Annotated in this window: 18 protein-coding genes, 2 tRNA genes and 1 other RNA gene; 13 read left to right on the forward strand and 8 right to left on the reverse strand. The window is 54.3% G+C overall.

Translation table 11 applies throughout. The features are described 5' to 3' along the window. The first annotated feature begins 6 nt into the window (after positions 1–6). Both efeB and phoH read left to right on the forward strand, forming a co-directional pair. Positions 7–1287 (forward strand): iron uptake transporter deferrochelatase/peroxidase subunit, encoded by a 1281-nt coding sequence (efeB, locus tag QRD42_RS12655; RefSeq protein ID WP_321987271.1) that lies wholly within the window; start codon positions 7–9, stop codon positions 1285–1287. A 522-nt stretch (positions 1288–1809) separates the two neighbouring features. Beyond that, positions 1810–2598 (forward strand): phosphate starvation-inducible protein PhoH, encoded by a 789-nt coding sequence (gene phoH, locus QRD42_RS12660; protein WP_318364384.1) that lies wholly within the window; start codon positions 1810–1812, stop codon positions 2596–2598. Positions 2599–2704: 106 nt separating this feature from the next. Here the strand turns inward: phoH and QRD42_RS12665 are convergent. From QRD42_RS12665 to QRD42_RS12675, 3 genes are all read right to left on the reverse strand, one after another. Continuing rightward, positions 2705–2792 (reverse strand) — tRNA-Ser (locus QRD42_RS12665). Positions 2793–2992: 200 nt separating this feature from the next. Further along, positions 2993–3130: non-coding RNA, RtT sRNA (locus tag QRD42_RS12670), on the reverse strand. A 45-nt stretch (positions 3131–3175) separates the two neighbouring features. Continuing rightward, positions 3176–3263: transfer RNA gene (locus tag QRD42_RS12675), tRNA-Ser, on the reverse strand. A gap of 280 nt (positions 3264–3543) precedes the next feature. On the opposite strand from QRD42_RS12675, the gene ghrA reads away from it, so the two are divergent. The 4 genes from ghrA to QRD42_RS12695 all read left to right on the forward strand — a co-directional run bounded on the left by ghrA (position 3544) and on the right by QRD42_RS12695 (position 6463). Beyond that, the gene (ghrA, locus tag QRD42_RS12680; RefSeq protein ID WP_321987272.1) at positions 3544–4482 is read left to right on the forward strand and encodes a glyoxylate/hydroxypyruvate reductase GhrA; all 939 of its coding nucleotides are present in this window, start codon (positions 3544–3546) and stop codon (positions 4480–4482) included. Between the two features lie 83 nt (positions 4483–4565). Then, positions 4566–5303, forward strand: coding sequence for a phosphatase (locus QRD42_RS12685; protein ID WP_072568103.1), 738 nt, complete (start codon positions 4566–4568; stop codon positions 5301–5303). 21 nt (positions 5304–5324) lie between these two features. Further along, positions 5325–5879 carry a molecular chaperone gene (locus QRD42_RS12690; protein ID WP_321987274.1) on the forward strand — a complete coding sequence of 185 codons (555 nt, stop codon included), beginning with the start codon at positions 5325–5327 and terminating at the stop codon, positions 5877–5879. A 101-nt stretch (positions 5880–5980) separates the two neighbouring features. Further along, positions 5981–6463: a DUF1097 domain-containing protein gene (locus tag QRD42_RS12695; RefSeq protein WP_321987275.1), complete on the forward strand. Its 483-nt coding sequence runs from the start codon at positions 5981–5983 to the stop codon at positions 6461–6463. Between the two features lie 44 nt (positions 6464–6507). On the opposite strand, the gene csgG is transcribed toward QRD42_RS12695, so the two are convergent. Genes csgG through csgD form a run of 4 tightly spaced genes read right to left on the reverse strand, consistent with a single transcriptional unit; the run spans position 6508 to position 8855 of the window. Then, the gene (csgG, locus tag QRD42_RS12700) at positions 6508–7341 is read right to left on the reverse strand and encodes a curli production assembly/transport protein CsgG (protein WP_072568106.1); all 834 of its coding nucleotides are present in this window, start codon (positions 7339–7341) and stop codon (positions 6508–6510) included. 26 nt (positions 7342–7367) lie between these two features. Then, on the reverse strand, positions 7368–7784 hold the full coding sequence (gene csgF / locus QRD42_RS12705; RefSeq protein WP_072568107.1) for a curli production assembly/transport protein CsgF: 417 nt from the start codon (positions 7782–7784) through the stop codon (positions 7368–7370). Between the two features lie 26 nt (positions 7785–7810). Further along, positions 7811–8200: a curli production assembly/transport protein CsgE gene (gene csgE, locus QRD42_RS12710; protein WP_072568108.1), complete on the reverse strand. Its 390-nt coding sequence runs from the start codon at positions 8198–8200 to the stop codon at positions 7811–7813. Positions 8201–8204: 4 nt separating this feature from the next. Then, the gene (gene csgD / locus QRD42_RS12715) at positions 8205–8855 is read right to left on the reverse strand and encodes a biofilm master transcriptional regulator CsgD (protein ID WP_072568109.1); all 651 of its coding nucleotides are present in this window, start codon (positions 8853–8855) and stop codon (positions 8205–8207) included. 747 nt (positions 8856–9602) lie between these two features. Between csgD and csgB the strand changes: the two genes are divergently transcribed. From csgB to QRD42_RS12740, 5 genes are all read left to right on the forward strand, one after another. Continuing rightward, entirely contained in the window at positions 9603–10058 is a 456-nt protein-coding gene (gene csgB / locus QRD42_RS12720) for a curli minor subunit CsgB (protein ID WP_072568110.1), read from the forward strand. A 42-nt stretch (positions 10059–10100) separates the two neighbouring features. Further along, on the forward strand, positions 10101–10538 hold the full coding sequence (gene csgA, locus QRD42_RS12725; protein ID WP_072568111.1) for a curli major subunit CsgA: 438 nt from the start codon (positions 10101–10103) through the stop codon (positions 10536–10538). 60 nt (positions 10539–10598) lie between these two features. Continuing rightward, positions 10599–10922 carry a curli assembly chaperone CsgC gene (gene csgC, locus QRD42_RS12730; protein ID WP_072568112.1) on the forward strand — a complete coding sequence of 108 codons (324 nt, stop codon included), beginning with the start codon at positions 10599–10601 and terminating at the stop codon, positions 10920–10922. Positions 10923–11021: 99 nt separating this feature from the next. Continuing rightward, positions 11022–11564 carry an O-acetyl-ADP-ribose deacetylase gene (gene ymdB / locus QRD42_RS12735; protein ID WP_321987276.1) on the forward strand — a complete coding sequence of 181 codons (543 nt, stop codon included), beginning with the start codon at positions 11022–11024 and terminating at the stop codon, positions 11562–11564. Continuing rightward, complete coding sequence (locus tag QRD42_RS12740; protein WP_072568114.1) at positions 11497–12984, forward strand: phospholipase D family protein; 1488 nt, start codon at positions 11497–11499, stop codon at positions 12982–12984. Before ymdB ends, QRD42_RS12740 begins: the two co-directional genes overlap by 68 nt. A gap of 23 nt (positions 12985–13007) precedes the next feature. Here QRD42_RS12740 and mdoC read toward each other — a convergent pair whose 3' ends face one another. After that, entirely contained in the window at positions 13008–14153 is a 1146-nt protein-coding gene (gene mdoC, locus QRD42_RS12745; protein ID WP_321987278.1) for a glucans biosynthesis protein MdoC, read from the reverse strand. A gap of 270 nt (positions 14154–14423) precedes the next feature. Here mdoC and mdoG point away from each other — a divergent pair, with 270 nt between their 5' ends. Both mdoG and mdoH read left to right on the forward strand, forming a co-directional pair. Then, a complete protein-coding gene (mdoG, locus tag QRD42_RS12750; protein ID WP_158684913.1) occupies positions 14424–15959 on the forward strand; it encodes a glucans biosynthesis protein MdoG in 1536 nt (511 codons plus the stop codon). Continuing rightward, positions 15952–18480, forward strand: a complete 2529-nt coding sequence (mdoH, locus tag QRD42_RS12755) for a glucans biosynthesis glucosyltransferase MdoH (protein WP_321987279.1) — start codon at positions 15952–15954, stop codon at positions 18478–18480. The genes mdoG and mdoH overlap by 8 nt, the downstream gene beginning before the upstream one ends. Positions 18481–18484: the final 4 nt, after the last annotated feature.

The following is an 18484-nucleotide window of genomic DNA, read 5'->3' on the forward strand; positions in this document are numbered from 1 at the left end:
GCAGAAATGAACCACGACGAAGATTACGGCGTGAGCGAGCCGTCGCGCCGCCGTTTACTGAAAAGTATGGGCGCGCTGGGCGGCGCGCTGGCACTGACCGGCGGCTGCCCGGCGCATGCGGCCAAACCGCAGAGCGCGCCGGGTACGGTATCGCCGGATGCGCGCATGGAAACCCAGCCTTTTTATGGCGCGCATCAGGCGGGCATTCTGACGCCGCAACAGGCGTCAATGATGCTGGTGGCGTTTGACGTGCTGGCGAGCGATAAAGCGGATTTGCAGCGGCTGTTTCGTCTGCTGACGCAGCGCATCGCCTTTCTGACCACCGGCGGCCCGGCGCCGGACACGCCGAACCCGCGTCTGCCGCCCACGGATTCCGGTATTCTCGGGGAGTTTATCGCGCCGGATAATCTGACCATCACGGTATCGCTCGGCAAATCGCTGTTCGACGAGCGCTTCGGGCTGGCCGCCCATGCGCCGCGCAAACTGCAAAAAATGACACGCTTTCCGAATGACTCGCTGGATGCGGCGCTGTGCCATGGCGATGTGCTGCTGCAAATCTGCGCCAACACCGCCGACACCGTGATCCACGCCCTGCGCGACATCATCAAGTACACGCCGGACTTGCTCAGCGTGCGCTGGAAACGGGAAGGCTTTATTTCCGCACACGCAGCACGCAGTAAAGGCAAGGAGACGCCGATCAATCTTCTCGGCTTCAAAGACGGCACCGCCAACCCGGACAGCAAAAATGACGCGCTGATGAAGGAGGTGGTGTGGGTGCAGGCCAGTCAGGATGAACCTGCCTGGACCGCTGGCGGCAGCTATCAGGCGGTGCGCATCATCCAGTTCCATGTGGAATTCTGGGATCGTACGCCGCTGAAAGAGCAGCAGACGATTTTTGGCCGTGACAAGCACAGCGGCGCGCCGCTCGGTATGCAGCATGAGCACGATGTGCCGGACTACAGCCGCGATCCGGATGGCGATGTGATCGCCCTCGACAGCCATATCCGGCTGGCCAATCCGCGCACGCCGGAAACCCGGTCCAGCCTGATGATGCGCCGGGGCTACAGCTATTCGCTGGGGGTTACTAATTCCGGCCAACTGGATATGGGGCTGCTGTTCGTCTGCTATCAGCACGATCTGGAAGAAGGATTCCTGACGGTGCAGAAGCGGCTCAATGGCGAAGCGCTGGAGGAGTACATTAAGCCCATCGGCGGCGGTTATTTCTTTGCGCTGCCGGGGGTGCCTGACGCCGATCATTATCTGGCGCAAGGCTTGCTGGAAGCCTGACGCCGCCAACCCTGCCGGCCACGGCAGGGTTCCTTCCTTACGGATCGCCGCAGCACTATCATTTTTTGCTATGAGCAACTCATTGTTATATTTCTGTAATATAAATGTCAGATGCTCTTAGTCACGGAAGCGCTGGTTGAAGTTATAAAAAAGTAATCTCAATGTTGCACTTGTGCTAAATTGAAAGGTAAGGAAAGCAGCCAGTGTTCCCGGCAGTGATGAGTCCTTTCACTATGGAGATCGCGAATGGTAAGGTCCTGTACCGGACATAACAGCAAATCATCCCGCAAATCCCGGTGCGGTAGATCCTCTACCGGCAATGACTTCCTCACCGCTTTATTTTCCATCCCCTCTGAAATCCCTGATGTATCCGATGCGGCAGATGTCTTATCTGGTCGTTCTGCGGCGTCATGTCCAAAAGCAAGCAATGGCTTACAAGGAAGCCAAACCTCAGACGTTCGTGCGCATAATCGCGTCGCTGTTGACGCGTGTGATGTAAACCAACAACTCAAGGTGCTATCCATGGGAAGACAAAAAGCAGTGATCAAAGCTCGTCGTGAAGCAAAACGTGTGCTGAGACGGGATTCGCGCAGTCATAAACAGCGTGAAGAAGAATCGGTCACCTCGCTTGTGCAGATGAGTGGCGTAGAATCAATTGGCATGGCCCGGGACTGCCGTGATAGTTCGCCAATTGCCGCGCGTAATGAAGCTCAGGCGCACTACCTGAATGCTATTGAGAGCAAGTCCCTTATTTTCGCGACCGGTGAAGCGGGCTGCGGAAAAACCTGGATTAGCGCAGCGAAAGCGGCGGAGGCCCTCATTCATAAGGACGTGGAGAGGATTATCGTCACCCGGCCGGTCCTGCAAGCCGATGAAGATCTTGGCTTCTTACCCGGCGACATCTCGGAGAAGTTCGCTCCTTATTTCCGGCCCGTCTACGATGTGCTGCTGAAACGTCTTGGGGCGTCCTTTATGCAATACTGCCTGCGACCAGAAATCGGCAAGGTAGAAATCGCGCCGTTCGCCTATATGCGCGGACGTACATTTGAAAATGCGGTCGTCATTCTTGACGAGGCTCAGAACGTGACCGCTGCGCAAATGAAAATGTTTTTGACGCGCCTCGGGGAGAACGTGACCGTCATCGTTAACGGTGATGTGACGCAGTGCGATTTGCCGTCGGGCGTTAAGTCCGGCCTGAGCGACGCGCTGGCACGTTTTGAGGAAGATGAAATGGTAGGCATAGTCCGCTTCACGACAGAAGACTGCGTCCGCTCGGCCCTCTGCCAGCGCACGCTGAAAGCGTACTATTAAGACAGTTTTTTGATGACAAAGCCCGGGATACCGGGCTTTGGTTTTTGTAGGGCAAAATAAGGACGAAAAAAAAGCCCGTACTTGCGTACGAGCTCTTCTTTAAATATGGCGGTGAGGGAGGGATTCGAACCCTCGATACGTTGCCGTATACACACTTTCCAGGCGTGCTCCTTCAGCCACTCGGACACCTCACCATATTGTTTTGCTGCCTTCCCGCAGGGGGCAACGGGGCGCTACTATAGGGATTCGGCTTAAATCGGTCAAGCAAATTTTATGCCTGCCGGTGCGTTCGGTTAAGCAGTGAGCGATTGCTATTAATCACTACAGTTTTATTACCTGCGGGTATATACACGCAAAAAAAGCCCGTACGTCAGTACGAGCTCTTCTTTAAATATGGCGGTGAGGGAGGGATTGACTCGCTGCGCTCGCCCTGCGGGCAGCTTCCTCGCAGGCTCGTCAGCTGTCCAAATGCGCAGGCGCATTTGTCGAACCCTCAGTCGGGGGTTCTCATCCCTCCCTCTCCGGGGACTACAAAAGAAAAAAGCCCGTACTTGCGTACAGGCTCTCATCTTGAATATGGCGGTGAGGGAGGGATTCGAACCCTCGATACGTTGCCGTATACACACTTTCCAGGCGTGCTCCTTCAGCCACTCGGACACCTCACCATATTGTCATCCCGTTGTTGCTGGGACGGCGCTAATGTAGGGAAATCCTCACTCAGCGTCAATCAACTTTTTCAATAAATTAGCGCGTTTAGACAAACTTCCAGCAACCTGCTTCTTAATCGCGCGGGAATTGATTTTTTTATCATCAACGCAGATAGCCCCAGCATCAGGAAGAAATTTGTTATGCTGCTACGCTGATAAATCCCCTTCAAAGATAGCCGCGCGGCTGGCTAAAAATCATGCGCTTACCAGTAACAGCGCCACAACATCTGGAGTTGATATGGACATTCTTTTCTGGCATCCGACCTTTGATACCCAATACTGGCTGACCGAACTCAAGCGGGCGCTGCCGCAGGCGCGCATTCGCGAATGGAAACCCGGCGATAACGATCCCGCTGACTATGCGCTGGTCTGGCAACCGCCTGTTGAAATGCTACAGGGCAGGGAACTGAAAGGCGTTTTCTCTCTGGGGGCGGGCGTCGATGCGATATTGAGCAAACTGAAAGCGCATCCGGACATGCTGTTGCCGTCCGTGCCGCTGTTTCGGCTGGAAGATACCGGCATGGGCCTGCAAATGCAGGAATATGCCGTAAGCCAGGTGCTGCACTGGTTCCGCCGCTTTGATGATTATCAGGCGCTGAAACAGCAGGCGAAATGGCAGCCGCTGGAGGAGTATAAGCGCGAAGATTTTACCGTCGGCGTGCTTGGCGCAGGCGTACTGGGATCAAAAGTGGCGGAAAGCCTGCTGGAGTGGGGATTCCCGCTGCGTTGCTGGAGCCGCAGTCCCAAGAGCTGGCCGGGCGTCACCAGCTTTGCCGGCGAGGCGGAGCTTGGGGAATTTTTACGGGGTACGCGGGTGCTGATTAACCTGCTGCCGCGCACCGCCGAAACCGAAGGCATTATTAATCTCAATCTGCTCAACCAGCTGGCTGATGACAGCTACTTCATTAACCTGGCGCGCGGCGCGCATGTGGTGGAAGCCGATCTGTTGCAGGCGCTTGAGCGCGGCAAGCTGAAAGCCGCGATGCTTGATGTGTTCAGCCAGGAACCGCTGCCGGAAACCAGCCCGCTGTGGGCGCATCCCCGCGTAAGCATGACGCCGCACATTGCCGCTGTGACACGCCCGCTGGAAGCCATCGCCTCTGTTGCCTGGACCATTGAGCAACTGGAAGCCGGCAAACCGGTAACCGGGCAAGTGAATCGGGTTCGCGGTTATTGAGGATCGCCCGGCTGTCGCCGGGTTTTCATTATAAAGGCAGGCGATATTTGTTATCCTTGCGGAAATCACCAGAGGAGAGAGCCATGTATCCCGTTGACCTGCATATGCACACCGTCGCCAGCACGCACGCCTACAGCACGCTTCATGACTATATCGCCATCGCGAAAAGCAAAGGCCTCAAGCTTTTTGCCATTACCGATCATGGCCCCGATATGGCGGATGCGCCGCACTACTGGCACTTTGTTAACATGCGTATCTGGCCGCGGGTGGTGGATGGCGTGGGGATCCTGCGGGGTATTGAGGCCAATATTAAAAATACTGACGGCGAGATCGACTGCACCGGGCCAATGCTCACCGCCCTCGATCTGATCATTGCCGGTTTTCATGAGCCGGTATTCGCGCCGCAGGATCAGGCGACTAACACTGAAGCGATGATCGCCACCATGGCCAGTGGTCAGGTGCACATCATCAGCCATCCGGGGAACCCGAAGTATCCTGTGGATATCAAGGCGATTGCCGAAGCCGCCGCCACCCATCAGGTGGCGCTGGAAATCAATAATTCCTCTTTTCTGCACTCCCGTAAAGGCAGCGAAGCCAACTGCCGGGCGATTGCCGCCGCCGTACGTGACGCGGGAGGCTGGGTGGCGCTGGGATCCGATTCCCACACCGCCTTCTCGCTGGGTGATTTTACCGAATGCCGTAAGGTGCTGGACGACGTCGATTTCCCGGAAGATCGTATTCTTAACGTCTCCCCGCGCCGTCTGCTGAATTTCCTGGAATCGCGCGGTATGCCGCCGATCCCTGAATTTGCTGAATTTTAATGTCTGTTATGGAATCAACGAATGAATGAGTTTTCAATCCTCTGCCGCATGCTGGGCTCGCTTTACTATCGTCAGCCGCAGGATCCGGTGCTGGCCCCGCTGTATACGCTGATCCGCGAGGGCAAGCTGGCAGAGAACTGGCCGCTGGAGCAGGATGAGCTGCTGGCGCGCTTACAGGCCAGCGCGGATCTGCCTGCGCTGACCGCAGACTACGACGCGCTGTTTGTTGGCGACGACTGCAAAGTGTCGCCATACCGCAGCGCATGGGTGGAAGGCACAACCCAGGCGGACGTCAGAGCATTTTTGACCGAACGAGGTATGCCGCTGACGGATGCGCCTGCCGATCATTTTGGCCTGCTGCTACTGGCGGCATCCTGGCTGGAGGACAATGCAGGCGAGGATGAGAGTGAAGCGCTGGAAATCCTGTTTGGCGATTACCTTCTCCCGTGGTGCGGCACCTTCCTGGGTAAGGTCGAAGCCCACGCCACCACTCCTTTCTGGCGTACCATGGCATCCCTGACACGCGATGCGCTGGCAGCCATGTGGGACGATTTGCAGGACGATACCGCAGAATAATGTGATCACCATCACTTATTGGATGTAACGAACAATTCGTTATTGCAAATAACGTGCGGCAGATCTCATCTCACCGGCGCGTATCTGCTAAGATGCGCGCCATGAACATACTCTTTTCAATCGCACTCACTACCGGCGTTCTGTCCGCGCTCTGGGGCTGGGTGGCTGTCACGCTTGGACTGTTAAGCTGGGCGGGTTTTCTCGGCTCGACGGCCTATTTCGCCTGTCCGCAGGGCGGGTTTAAAGGCCTGCTTATTACGCTGTGCACGTTGCTGAGCGGTGTCGCCTGGGCGCAACTGATTATCCACAGCAGCGCCATGCTGCCGCAGTTGTCGATCGCCGGCTATGCCATCACCGGCGTGGTGGCCTTTTTCATGTGTATGCAGGCCAAAAATGTACTGTTGTCCTTTGTGCCTGGCACCTTTATCGGCGCCTGCGCAACCTTTGCAGGGCAGGGGGACTGGCGGCTGGTGCTGCCATCTTTACTGGTCGGGCTGCTGTTTGGTTTCGCGATGAAAAATGGCGGACTGTGGCTGGCAGGGCGGCGGGCTAAAGAAAGTTCTGGCGCGGTGGCAGCGGAATAAAAAAGGCGTGACGAAAACCGCCACGCCCGCGCACATTATTATTATCAGGACTCAGGCGGTACGGCCATCTGGCGGTATTTCTGTAGCACGGCGTTTTTCACTTCGCCGGGGCTTTGCAAATCCCACAGCCCGCGATCGATACCGTCATTGATCAGGAAGATCACCCCGGTTTCAATGGCTGACATCAGGCACAGCATTACTGGTTCATTAGCGGTATAGCCAATTTCCCCCTCCAGCAGACGTTGATAATCAATAAAGCGGAACACGCCCGCCTGGACTTCATAAGACAAAATCGTTTTGCTGGTGTTGACTGACGAGAGGATCTCGCCGGTGCTGACGTTAACCACGCGCAGGTTTACCGCCACCTGATCGAGCTGATACTGCGTATCGCCGCCAATACCAAAGTATCGCGCCCCCACGCCGCCCGATTTTACATTGCTTTCATAGCCAATAATCGAGCCTTCGATCATCACGTTTGCCGCCGTCAACGATTGCAGGGGAACGCGATTATTCATCGCCACCGTGCCGTTTTCCTGGGCGGCGCGGATAATCTTGCGCTCGTTTAACAGGTTTTGCAGACCCTGACGCTCCAGCGGGATAAACCAGCGGGAATCCTTCAGCGCCGTGACCAGCATCGCCGTGGCGCTCTGCGGCACCGCCGTGGAGAAGTTACTCGCCGGATAGGCTTTAAACTGCCCGGTTTCATCCTGAATGTTATACACCGACACAAAGACTTTGCCGGAAGGGGGTGGCAGATGCGTTAAGTCGCGAAAACTCTGCGCCCGTGGCATCAGGGTCGGTTTGGCCGCTTCTTTTGGCGGAGCGGTCAAACATCCGCTCAATAAACACACCGCCAGTAAAATAAGTAAGCGCTGCATAGTCATTGTCCTGTAGTAGCTGTGTGTTAAAAATCGGTCGAATTGCTTTGTAAACCGGCCACCTGAATGGTCGATGTTTTGCCCGTTTTACGGTCGGTGACGTTTAGCTGTAATTGCCCGTCGTTATTAGCGATATCGACAATAAAATCGGTGGTGACCATCCGGCCTGGTTTGCCGGTATTTATATTGGTCAGCAGGCCGCCCAACAGCTGCGACTGAATAGCCTGGGTAAAGTTATCCAGCGCTGACGGCGTTTCAATACCAAAATCATCGTCATAACTGGGATCTTTATAAGAGTTTTGCGCCTGGGCGCTATTCAATAAAAACGCGCCGTTATTTGGATTCCCTCCAAAATTAGGATTGCGAAACTGAAAGGTCATATTTCCTGCCGAGCACAGCGGGGAAATAAGCATAAGGGTGACAACGGCACAAGCGATACGCATGACAGCCTCCGGAAAATTATTAGGTTTTAGTATTCGTCTTTCGCCAGATCGCCGGTACTGAGCAGAGCCTGATCAATTTGCCGGCGATCCAGTGCTTCTTCGGTTTGCGCTATCGCGATATTTACGTTGTTGTCGAAATCGCGTTTGGTCGGAAATAAAAAGGTCTGATAAACCAGATCCTGATTAACCGTAATGGTGATCCAGCTGCCCCAGCGCGCACTTGGGCGTTCATTGATGGTTAAATTACCCGTATAACTGCTTTCCCATTTATCGCTAAATGCACGATAGAAATCGTGTCCCACCGATGACACCGTGTGGTCAGTCAGCAATCCCGGCACTTCCACTTCAACCGCGTACAGGTTCCCGGCAGCCAGCAGAAGTTCTGCGGCTGCAAGCCAGGCTATGTAAGGTTTCATGATGCTAACGCCTGAGGTTATCGTTAGCCCAGGAGACCGCCTGCGTACGGTTTTTAACCGAGATCTTTTTAAATAAGTTATACAGATGCGTTTTAACCGTGTTTTCGCTGATAAACAGGGCGCGGGCAATCTCGATGTTCGAGGCGCCGATGCGCAGCTTATTGAGGATCTCTTTCTCACGATGCGTGAGTAAGGCGGACTCAGCGCTGTTATAGCGATAATTACCCGAGTGGGTGATGAGGTAGCTGGCCAGTTTCTGTGAGAAGTAGCATTCGCCGCGCTGGACGCTTTGCAGGCCGTCCACCACATGCGATTCATCTTCGGTCACATAAAAAACCCCGTTGATATGCGGCCAGTTTTCAATGTCGCGGAAGGGGTACTCGTCGGGGGTATTCAGTAACAACAATTTTATATTGTTGTTTTTACGGCTTAAATTTTCCTGCCAGTACTGGATAAGTTTTTTATCCGCTTCCATCATATCAAAGAGGATCACGCTGCCAGGATTAATATCATCCAGAGATCGTTGAATATTATGGAGTTTCCCTGTAATTGCCAGGGAGTTTTTTAAATGTTGTAATAAAGCTGTAGCCTGTAATGAGGGTTTAGTGATCAGCAAGATTGACTGAGCATGTAAACTCTGGACTTCATTAAACATGATGAAACTCCGCATTTAGGTACATCCGCAGCCTATCCCCATGACAATATGGAGACCCAGAAGTACTGACAGATGTTGAACTGCTGTGTGTAATAAAATAATAAGCCCGTTAGTGGGCAAAATTAACAAAGTAAAAACATACTGCTGGTTTCAATCTAGTCATTACCAACCTTAAATCAAGTGTTAAACATGTAACAGAATGTAAAATTAAATTATTAAATGTGTTTTTTGCGTGTTTTTATCCATCCGTTTTAATGGTTAAGTTGTACAAGTTAATACTTGTGTATCAAATTTAATGTCACAAATTTTTCATGTAACTAATTGATAATTAATGCGATATATTAAATATGTTAAAATTTAATTGTGCACTAATATTAAATTACCAATTCCCCTTTTTTAATGTGACCACATCGTAAAGAAAAAGTCGCGTGGTGACAGATTCTGTAAAAATCTTCTTTGTAAACGTTCAAAAGTTCTATGCAAAGCGCGAAAATAATCCTCTGGTATTGTAAAGGTATTGGTGTTTGGTGCGAATTGTGACAGAAGTGCAATAAATGCCAGAAAGCCCTCCGCCCCTTCTCATGCTTTAAGGTGAGCATATGGATAAAAATACGAATCGCAGGTGAGATATTTAAGATATTTCTCCGCACATACTCTCCACTGTTACGAGGCGTTAACAAATATTGAAATACGTTAATGACCCCGGCAGACATTATTTATGAATGACAATCAGGTCCAGGTGACAGCATGAAAAACAGACTGTTATTTATGGTGTTGGCAATGTTGAGTGCGCCTGGAATTACCTTAGCGGCAGGTTACGATCTGGCATCTTCAGAATATAACTTTGCGGTGAATGAACTGAGCAGGGCTTCTTATAACAAAGCAGCCATTATCGGTCAGCAGGGTAACAATAACAGCGCTCAGCTAAGCCAGCAGGGATCGAAATTACTGGCGGTGGTTTCACAGGACGGTGGAAATAACCGGGCACAGGTTCAGCAGTCAGGAAATTACAACCTTGCGTATGTCGATCAGACGGGTAATTCCAATGACGCGACTATTACGCAAGGGGCTTACGGTAATACCGCGATGATTATCCAGAAAGGTTCGGGTAACAGAGCGAATATTACGCAATTTGGTACGCAAAAAACAGCAGTCGTAGTGCAGAGGCAGTCGCAAATGGCTATTCGCGTTACCCAACGTTGAAAGCATTGAGACGCTTACATATCAATCCGATGGGGGTTTACCATGAAATTTATCAAAGTGGCAGTTGTGGCAGCGATCGTTGTTTCTGGCAGTGCTTTTGCAGGCTCCATTCCGCAGTATGGTCACGGCGGTCACAATAGCGGCCCGAATTCAGAACTGGGTATTTTCCAGTACGGTAGCACTAACGCTGCGCTGGCACTGCAAACTGACGCCCGTGATTCCAGCCTGACCATTACCCAGAATGGTACTGGTAACGGCGCTGACGTAGGTCAGGGTTCGGACGACAGCACCATCGAACTGACGCAGACTGGCTCACGCAACAACGCCACTATCGACCAGTGGAACAGCCGTGATTCTGAAATCAACGTCAACCAGCACGGCGTGCTGAACGGCGCGCTGGTTAACCAGACTGCCTCTAACTCCTTCGTGGAAGTTCGCCAGGTTGGTTTTGGTAACAACGCTACCGCTAACCAGTACTAAGACTTCAGCAGTAGAAAAGAACAGGGCTCCGGCCCTGTTTTTTTTCATCCGGAGAAACCTATGCATCCACTATTATTGCTGGCGGCGCTCTCCAGCCAGATAACCTTTGATACCGTACAGAACGGTGACATCTACACCATTACGCCGCAGGTGACGCTCGCCCAGTCCTGTGTCTGCCAGGTGCAGATCAGCGCCGTCCGCACCGGCAACGGCGGACAAAGCACCTCGGTGCAGCGTCATACCGTCACCATCCCGGCGCATCAGCTCACTGCGTTATCCCGTTTACGTATGACGCTTTCACCGCAGGATAACGTCTCCATTACCGTCACCGTTACCGACGGGCAATCACTGCGCCTGTCGCAGCAGTGGGGCGGGACGAGCTGATCTGCTCCTCTTTCAGCAATGACTGGTAAGACAATATCCCTGTCAGCGGTAAAACACTGCTGTACACTTACCCTGTGAACCCGGTTAAGAGAGACGATCATGCACTCGCGTATAAAGGTTATTAAGGGTGACATCACCACGCAACAGGTGGATGTCATAGTCAATGCGGCAAATCCCTCTTTGATGGGCGGTGGCGGTGTGGATGGCGCTATCCATCGTGCGGCGGGGCCAGCTTTACTCGAGGCCTGTAAAGTGGTGCGTCAACAGCAGGGCGAGTGTCCGCCCGGTCATGCGGTGATCACCCTTGCAGGGGCGCTACCGGCAAAGGCGGTGATCCACACCGTAGGGCCCGTGTGGCATGGCGGCGATCACCATGAAGCGCGGCTGCTGGAAGATGCCTATCGCAACAGCCTGAAGCTGGCGGAGGCAAATGGTTATCACTCGATAGCGTTTCCGGCTATCAGTACCGGGATATACGGCTACCCGAAAGCGGCGGCAGCAGAAATTGCGGTCAATACAGTTTCGGAATTTCTCACCCGTCGCCCTTCGTTTGGCGAGGTATACTTTGTCTGTTATGACGATGAAACTACCCGACTTTACCAGCGCCTCCTTACCCAACAGGGAGAAGGAGGCGGCGAATAATACACGACTGGGGCTGGCAATAGCCCCGGTCTGCGCGGCCCATCCAGGGGAGTGCGGTTTACTGGTGCTGGATGACAGCCTCGACGCCTTCGCCGCCCGCTACCGGCTCGTTGAGATGGCCGAACAGACTCTCGACATTCAGTATTACATCTGGGAAGACGACATGTCAGGACGGCTGCTGCTGTCCGTCATCCTGGATGCTGCCAGCCGCGGCGTGAAGGTGCGCATGTTGCTGGACGATAACAATACCGTCGGCATGGATGACACGCTGCGCATTCTGGACGCGCATCCCAACGTCGAGCTGCGCTTATTCAATCCCTTTTCTTTTCGCACCCTGCGGGCGCTGGGCTATCTCACTGATTTTGCCCGCCTGAACCGGCGTATGCATAACAAAAGCTTCACGGTTGACGGCGTGGTGACGCTGGTTGGCGGCAGAAATATCGGCGATGCCTATTTCGGCGCGGGGGAGCAACCGCTGTTTACCGATCTGGATGTGCTGGCGATAGGGCCGGTGGTGAAAGATGTCACCGACGATTTTGAGCGTTACTGGACCTGTAAATCGGTTTCCACGCTACAGGATGTGCTGGATATCGCTGAAGAGGACATCGTCCGGCATATCCGCATCCCGGAATCCTGGTACAGCGATGTCACCGCGAAACGTTACCTGAACAAACTGGAATCCACCCGCTTCGCCACGCTGCTGGAAACCAACTCGCTGCCGATGATGTGGGCGAAAACCCGCCTGCTGAGCGACGATCCGCGTAAAGGTCAGGGTCGGGCGCGAAATCATACGCTGTTGCCGCAGCGCCTCGTCAACGTGATGGGCATGCCGGAGCAGCAAATCGATATCTGTTCGGCCTATTTTGTCCCCACGCGCTCCGGTGTGGCGCAATTGCTGCAACTGGTGCGCAAGGGCGTCAAAATCGCCATTCTTACCAATTCGCTGGCCGCCAATGATGTCGCCGTGGTGCATGCCGGTTACGCCCGCTGGCGCAAAAAATTACTGCGTCACGGCGTGGCGCTGTATGAACTGAAACCCACCCATGAAGGGGGCCGCCATCCCCATGACCGTGGCCTGACCGGTAACTCCGGCTCCAGTCTGCACGCCAAAACCTTCAGCATTGACGAGCGTAAGGTATTTATCGGCTCGTTTAATTTCGACCCGCGTTCGGCGATGCTGAATACGGAGATGGGTTTTGTTATCGACAGCGAACCGCTGGCGGCCCGTATCCACCAGCGCTTTGTGCAAAGCCAGCGGGATGTGGCCTGGGAGCTGCGTCTTGACCGCTGGGGGCGCATTAACTGGATCGAGCAGAAAGACGGGCAGGAAATCGTTCACAAAAAAGAGCCGAAAACCCGCTTCTGGCAGCGTATGCTGGTGCGCTTTGTCTACCGTCTGCCGGTAGAGTGGCTACTCTAGAGGACGAGTAGCCACATAGGTTATCAGGCCTGGCTTTTTACCGGCTGCTGTTGCGGCTTACCGGAGAACAGGAAACGCAACAGCGGAATGCGCAGATGAACTTCATAGAGGATCAGCGCGCCGCCCACCACAAATACCAGTCCCGTCATAAAGCCCAGCAGATTAGAGTGAATGTGCGGGGTGATCCATGCGCCATAAAACAGCGTTAACGGATGGTGCACCAGATAAATAAACAGCGACGCATTGACGAAATAGGTAACGCGGGATGACTGGAAATTCAGCAGACGATGTCCCAGCGAAAACACCACGTTAACCATCCACAGGCCCATCACCATCGTAATCACGCTTTCCGTTTCATACATCCAGGCATCGCCGCTGCCATAGCGCTGATTGAGCAGGTAGGCGCAAAACGCCAGCGCCGAGCCCAGCAGACAGGCGGGGGAGGGAGTGGTAAAGAGATCTTTGAGTCGTGGACTGATAAAGGTCAGCGCGCCCAGCAGAAAGAACGGCACATAAAACAGCGTCTGCATGACGGTGAAATTAAACAGGCCATCGCTGAGGATAGGCGACCAGGCGATTAACAGCGTGCGGCGCAGCGCGGCATAGAGCACGCCGAGCAGCAAAAACAGCAGCGTGAGTTTACCCATGCCGATGTCAGTGAAAAATTTACCGGGTTTGAGACGGCGCTGGATCACGCCAAACAGCCAGACGCCAAGGGTGGTCAGCACCACCAGCACCAGCAGGAACCACAGGTGAGAAATCAGTTCCCAGATCAGGGTGTTGTATTTGTCATAGGCCGACAGCGTATGCCAGCTTTCCGTTTTACCTTTAACATGTTGCAGCATCATAAACTGCGGCAGGGTGAGCAGCGGAATGGCGGTTAACATCGGAATGCCGACACGTTCGACGCGCACTTTCCACCAGCGTTTCACCGGGTAACGCAGAAACAGCATGTAGGAGAAATAGCCGGATATGACAAAAAAGACCTGCATGCGGAACGAATGAATAAAATCATTAAACAGGGTCAGGCCCCAGGACGGGCTGGCGCTGTTAACGTGCCAGACATGGCTGGAGTAAATAAGTGAGATATGAAAGGGGATTCCCAGTAACATCAACCACGCGCGGATGGAATCCAGAAAATACTCACGCTGTGCAGGGATTTTGCTCATATAACTCCATGCAGTATCAGACTTTTCGCCTTATTCCATAGGCTAAATAAAGGGTACATTCGGTGGCAACCCTACACTAAGTCAGACAATCTGTCTCCAGGATAAACGCGTAATTGATAATGGTGGACTTTCATTTGCTTACACACTGAGCCAGCGCGCGAACAAAGCCGGGATTAAGTTGTCGGAATGCCAGAACTTCCATTAAAATGGATGGATCGATTTAAGCACACAAAGGGGGAAGTGCTTAGTTATATGAAACATAAACAACAAGTGATGAAAATGCGTTGGTTAGGCGCAGCGGTACTGTTATCCCTGTACTCCTCATCGGGCTGGGCTTTTACCCTCGATGATGTAGCAAAACAGGCACAGTCATTAGCCGGTAAAGGCTATGAAGCCCCTAAAAGCAACCTGCCTTCTGTTTTCCGCGATATGAAATACGCGGACTATCAGCAGATCCAGTTCAATCACGAGAAAGCTTACTGGAATAACGTTAAAACCCCATTCAAGCTCGAATTCTATCATCAGGGTATGTACTTCGACACGCCTGTCACCGTCAATGAAGTGACCTCGACCGCCGTGCGTAAAATTAAATACAGCCCGGATTACTTCAATTTCGGCAACGTCCAGCATGACAAGGACACCGTCAAGGATCTGGGATTTGCCGGATTTAAAGTGCTGTATCCTATCAACAGCAAAGACAAAAACGACGAAATCGTCAGTATGCTGGGCGCGAGCTATTTCCGCGTTATTGGCGCGGGTCAGACTTATGGCCTCTCGGCCCGCGGTCTGGCTATCGATACCGCGCTGCCGTCTGGCGAAGAGTTCCCGCGTTTTCGCGAGTTCTGGATCGAGCGTCCAAAACCGACCGACAAACGCCTGACCATTTATGCGCTGCTGGACTCCCCACGTGCGGCGGGCGCTTACCGCTTTGTGATCATTCCGGGTCGCGATACCGTGGTTGACGTGCAGTCGAAGGTCTATCTGCGCGACAAAGTGGGTAAACTGGGCGTTGCCCCGCTGACCAGTATGTTCCTGTTTGGGCCGGGTCAACCGTCGCCGACCACCAACTTCCGTCCGGAGCTGCACGACTCTAACGGTCTGTCGATTCATGCCGGTAACGGCGAATGGATCTGGCGTCCGCTGAACAACCCGAAACATCTGGCCGTCAGCAGCTACGCCATGGAAAACCCGCAGGGCTTTGGCCTGTTGCAGCGTGGCCGTCAGTTCTCCCGCTTCGAAGATCTGGATGACCGCTACGATCTGCGTCCAAGCGCCTGGGTCACTCCGCAGGGCGACTGGGGCAAAGGCAAAATCGAGCTGGTTGAAATCCCGACCAACGATGAAACCAACGATAACATCGTCGCTTACTGGACACCGGATCAGCTTCCGGAGCCGGGTAAAGAGATGAACTTCAGGTACAGCATCACCTTTAGCCGCGATGAAGACAAACTGCATGCGCCGGATAACGCCTGGGCGCTGCAAACCCGTCGTTCCACCGGTGACGTCAAGCAATCTAACCTTATTCGTCAGCCGGATGGCACCATCGCTTTCGTGGTGGACTTCGTCGGCCAGGATATGAAAAAACTGCCGCAGGACACGCCGGTGACGGCGCAGGCCAGCATTGGCGATAACGGCGAAATCGTTGAACAAGCCGTGCGCTATAACCCGGTCACGCATGGCTGGCGTTTAACCCTGCGCGTGAAGGTGAAAGATCCTAAAGCGACGACCGATATGCGTGCTGCGCTGGTGAATGGCGAGCAGCCGCTGAGTGAAACCTGGAGCTATCAGCTACCTGCCAATGAATAAGACTACTGAGTATATCGACGTGCTGCCGCTTTCAGATATTGAGAAAGCGGCGCTGCCGACCACGGACCTGCGCGCCGTGCACGAAGCGCTGGATGCTGAGCACCGTCATTTCGAGCGGGACGATGACACCCCGCTCGGCTCGGTGCAGACGCGTCTGCAACAGGTCTGGCCCGAGTCCCTCGGCGAAGGTCAACTGATCAAAGACGATGAAGGACGCACCCAGCTTGAGGCGATGCCGAAAGCCACGCGTTCTTCCATGTTCCCTGAACAGTGGCGTACTAACCCGATTGGTCGTTTCTGGGATCGTCTGCGCGGCCGCGATGTGCCGCCGCGCTACCTGTCCCGTCTGACCAAAGAGCAGCAGGAGAGCGAAAAACAGTGGCGTATGATGGGGACGATCCGTCGCTACATTTTACTGCTGCTGACGATCTCCCAGACGGTGGTCGCCACCTGGTACATGAAAACCATCCTGCCTTATCAGGGCTGGGCGCTGATCAACCCGACCGATATGGTAGGCCAGGATCTGCTGGTGTCAGCCATGCAGCTGCTGCCTTACGTACTGCAAACCGGCATTCTGATCCTGTTTGCCGTGCTGTTCTGCTGGGTATCGGCTGGTTTCTGGACCGCGCTGATGGGCTTCTTACAGCTGCTCATCGGTAAAGACAAATACAGCATTTCGCACTCGACGGTCGGGGATGAACCCCTTAATCCGGAACACCGTACTGCGCTGATCATGCCGATCTGTAACGAGGACGTGGATCGCGTATACGCGGGTCTGCGTGCGACCTGGGAATCGGTTAAAGCCACCGGCAATGCCGCGCATTTTGACGTCTATATCCTGAGCGACAGCTACAACCCGGATATTTGCGTAGCCGAGCAGAAAGCCTGGATGGAGCTAATCACGGAAGTGCAGGGCGAAGGGCAGATCTTCTATCGTCGCCGTCGTCGCCGCGTAAAACGTAAAAGCGGTAACATCGATGACTTCTGCCGTCGCTGGGGTAATCAGTACAGCTATATGGTGGTGCTGGACGCCGACTCCGTGATGACCGGTGACTGTCTGAGCGGTCTGGTGCGTCTGATGGAAGCCAATCCTAACGCCGGTATTATCCAGTCTTCGCCAAAAGCCTCGGGCATGGATACGCTCTATGCGCGCTGCCAGCAGTTCGCCACCCGCGTGTACGGTCCGCTGTTTACCGCCGGGCTGCACTTCTGGCAACTGGGTGAATCCCACTACTGGGGGCACAACGCCATTATCCGCGTGAAGCCGTTCATTGAGCACTGTGCGCTGGCGCCGCTGCCGGGTGAAGGGTCTTTTGCGGGCTCTATCCTGTCTCACGACTTTGTGGAAGCCGCGCTGATGCGCCGTGCGGGCTGGGGGGTGTGGATCGCCTACGATCTGCCTGGCTCTTATGAAGAGCTGCCGCCGAACCTGCTGGATGAACTCAAGCGTGACCGTCGTTGGTGCCACGGCAACCTGATGAACTTCCGCCTGTTCCTGGTGAAAGGCATGCATCCGGTACACCGTGCGGTGTTCCTGACCGGCGTGATGTCCTATCTGTCCGCGCCGCTGTGGTTTATGTTCCTCGCGCTTTCAACTGCTTTACAGGTGGTGCATGCGCTGACCGAACCGCAATACTTCCTGCAACCGCGCCAGCTGTTCCCGGTGTGGCCGCAGTGGCGTCCGGAGCTGGCGATCGCGCTCTTTGCGTCCACCATGGTGCTGCTGTTCCTGCCGAAGCTGCTCAGTATCATTCTGGTGTGGTGCAAAGGGCCGAAAGAGTACGGCGGTTTCCTGCGCGTGACCCTGTCGCTGCTGCTGGAAGTGCTGTTCTCCGTGCTGCTCGCGCCGGTGCGTATGCTGTTCCACACGGTGTTTGTGGTCAGCGCCTTCCTCGGCTGGGAAGTGGTCTGGAACTCGCCACAGCGCGACGACGACTCCACCCCATGGGGTGAAGCCTTTATGCGTCATGGCTCGCAGCTGCTGCTGGGCCTGGTATGGGCCGCCGGTATGGCGTGGCTGGATCTGCGCTTCCTGTTCTGGCTGGCGCCTATCGTTTTCTCGCTGATCCTGTCGCCGTTCGTGTCGGTGATTTCGAGCCGTGCCACTGTCGGTCTGCGCACCAAACGCTGGAAACTGTTCCTTATCCCGGAAGAGTATTCCCCGCCGCAGGTGCTGGTGGATACCGATAAATATCTGACCATCAACCGCGCCCGCGCGCTGGACGACGGCTTTATGCACGCGGTGTTTAACCCGTCATTTAACGCCCTTGCCACTGCCATGGCCACTGCCCGTCACCGTGCAAGCCAGGTGCTGGAAATCGCCCGCGATCGTCATGTTGAGCAGGCGCTGAACGAAACGCCGGATAAACTGACGCGCGATCGTCGGCTGGTGTTGCTGAGCGACCCGGTCACCCTGTCACGTATGCATTACCGCGTGTGGGCGGCCCCGGAGCGTTACTCGTCGTGGATCAGCCATTACGAGGCGCTGCGGCTGAACCCGCAGGCGCTCAACGGTAAGTAAGCCG

This window comes from Enterobacter sp. PGRG2 (assembly GCF_030291195.1).
Lineage (GTDB): Bacteria > Pseudomonadota > Gammaproteobacteria > Enterobacterales > Enterobacteriaceae > Enterobacter_D.

Bases quoted from the DNA above. Each gene is read 5' to 3' on its own strand.
- efeB (WP_321987271.1), top strand. From the start codon at position 7: ATGAACCACGACGAAGATTACGGCGTGAGCGAGCCGTCGCGCCGCCGT.
- phoH (WP_318364384.1), top strand. From the start codon at position 1,810: ATGGGAAGACAAAAAGCAGTGATCAAAGCTCGTCGTGAAGCAAAACGT.
- ghrA (WP_321987272.1), top strand. From the start codon at position 3,544: ATGGACATTCTTTTCTGGCATCCGACCTTTGATACCCAATACTGGCTG.
- QRD42_RS12685 (WP_072568103.1), top strand. From the start codon at position 4,566: ATGTATCCCGTTGACCTGCATATGCACACCGTCGCCAGCACGCACGCC.
- QRD42_RS12690 (WP_321987274.1), top strand. From the start codon at position 5,325: ATGAATGAGTTTTCAATCCTCTGCCGCATGCTGGGCTCGCTTTACTAT.
- QRD42_RS12695 (WP_321987275.1), top strand. From the start codon at position 5,981: ATGAACATACTCTTTTCAATCGCACTCACTACCGGCGTTCTGTCCGCG.
- csgG (WP_072568106.1), bottom strand. From the start codon at position 7,341: ATGCAGCGCTTACTTATTTTACTGGCGGTGTGTTTATTGAGCGGATGT.
- csgF (WP_072568107.1), bottom strand. From the start codon at position 7,784: ATGCGTATCGCTTGTGCCGTTGTCACCCTTATGCTTATTTCCCCGCTG.
- csgE (WP_072568108.1), bottom strand. From the start codon at position 8,200: ATGAAACCTTACATAGCCTGGCTTGCAGCCGCAGAACTTCTGCTGGCT.
- csgD (WP_072568109.1), bottom strand. From the start codon at position 8,855: ATGTTTAATGAAGTCCAGAGTTTACATGCTCAGTCAATCTTGCTGATC.
- csgB (WP_072568110.1), top strand. From the start codon at position 9,603: ATGAAAAACAGACTGTTATTTATGGTGTTGGCAATGTTGAGTGCGCCT.
- csgA (WP_072568111.1), top strand. From the start codon at position 10,101: ATGAAATTTATCAAAGTGGCAGTTGTGGCAGCGATCGTTGTTTCTGGC.
- csgC (WP_072568112.1), top strand. From the start codon at position 10,599: ATGCATCCACTATTATTGCTGGCGGCGCTCTCCAGCCAGATAACCTTT.
- ymdB (WP_321987276.1), top strand. From the start codon at position 11,022: ATGCACTCGCGTATAAAGGTTATTAAGGGTGACATCACCACGCAACAG.
- QRD42_RS12740 (WP_072568114.1), top strand. From the start codon at position 11,497: ATGACGATGAAACTACCCGACTTTACCAGCGCCTCCTTACCCAACAGG.
- mdoC (WP_321987278.1), bottom strand. From the start codon at position 14,153: ATGAGCAAAATCCCTGCACAGCGTGAGTATTTTCTGGATTCCATCCGC.
- mdoH (WP_321987279.1), top strand. From the start codon at position 15,952: ATGAATAAGACTACTGAGTATATCGACGTGCTGCCGCTTTCAGATATT.